We start from the raw sequence: 1,169 nt of genomic DNA on the forward strand, positions 1-1,169 counted from the left end.
CCTTTACCACCCAGCTTGCCTAACGCCGTTTGGATTAATCCGCCTATTAACACAAAGGGAGAAACTTGACCCATAAATACACAACAATTAGACACTAAATAAAACAACTGGGTGTCTCAATGTCATTGACACATTCCGCGGACACAACGCAAACATTTGAACAACTTTGTAATTTTAATAGCTAAGCCATAAAGGATTTTTTCTAGGTTCTTTTGCTTGGTTTTGAAATATATCGAAAGGCTTTGTGTACTATCGTAAATCTGTGACAAACCTTCTGCGGCAATCAGTCACATTTTCAATTTGGCATGGAATAGAAAGTCTATCTGACATTGCTGTTGTGCGAAGCAACGAAGTGCCTTTCTTAAATCCGGTTTCGTGCCGGATTTTTTTGGTCTTTATTCCACTGTAAAACCCCTATATAAGCGCTAACGTATCAACTGACATCATCATTCCTTTTTGAATAAACGAAAAACCACTTAATACACAGTTGATAATCAATCACCCTGATCTAGCGAGGACACTATGAATAAATCCCAACTCATCGAAGCCATTGCAAACCATGCTCAACTGAGTAAATCCGCAGCGGCTCGAGGCCTGGATGGACTGATCGCTACTATAGAAGCAACCTTGAAAAACGGGCAATCGGTTAGTGTTGTGGGTTTTGGCAATTTTGAAGTCACAGCGCGTGCCGAACGCGGAGGACGTAACCCCCAAACCGGTGTAGAAATCACCATTGCTGTCACCAATCTGCCGGTCTTTAAAGCAGGAAAAGCGTTGAATGCCTAAACTAGCAAATGACAAAAACTGTGATCTGTGCGGACTGCCCGTGAAGGTAACAGGGTTTAAACTTGAAACCCAAGAAGGTCAGAAGATTTTTTGCTGTTTAGGCTGCAAAGCCATTTACACCCTCTATTACGGGAAGGACGAAGAACCTCGTTTATCAATTAGTTCAGACGATTCTAGCAACGACCTGAATTAACCTAAAAAGAGCAGTTAAAACTTGCTAAACTATCTCAAGTAATTGATATCAATTGAGAATGAGGCGCTTATGCAAGAGATCATGACTCACCCATTGGGTGATGGCCAATCAAAAGCATTGATACCCTTAGCCGAACCCGTAACGGTCGACACATTTGGCGGGCGGATTCATGTCGAATGGAATCCGCAAG

At 42.3% G+C, this 1,169-nt stretch carries 2 protein-coding genes; both read left to right on the forward strand.

Annotated features, from left to right (window positions below; all coding sequences use genetic code 11):
• Positions 1-522: 522 nt before the first annotated feature.
• On the forward strand, positions 523-786 hold the full coding sequence (locus tag Q7V32_RS13900; protein WP_304897585.1) for an HU family DNA-binding protein: 264 nt from the start codon (positions 523-525) through the stop codon (positions 784-786).
• Positions 779-979, forward strand: a complete 201-nt coding sequence (locus Q7V32_RS13905) for a heavy metal translocating P-type ATPase metal-binding domain-containing protein (protein WP_304897586.1) — start codon at positions 779-781, stop codon at positions 977-979. Before Q7V32_RS13900 ends, Q7V32_RS13905 begins: the two co-directional genes overlap by 8 nt.
• Positions 980-1,169: the final 190 nt, after the last annotated feature.

It is taken from the genome of Methylicorpusculum sp., from assembly GCF_030651835.1.
In the GTDB taxonomy this organism is placed as follows: domain Bacteria; phylum Pseudomonadota; class Gammaproteobacteria; order Methylococcales; family Methylomonadaceae; genus Methylicorpusculum.

What these genes read in the sequence shown, in the direction of transcription:
- Q7V32_RS13900 (WP_304897585.1), top strand. Translation starts at nt 523, where the DNA reads ATGAATAAATCCCAACTCATCGAAGCCATTGCAAACCATGCTCAACTG.
- Q7V32_RS13905 (WP_304897586.1), top strand. Translation starts at nt 779, where the DNA reads ATGCCTAAACTAGCAAATGACAAAAACTGTGATCTGTGCGGACTGCCC.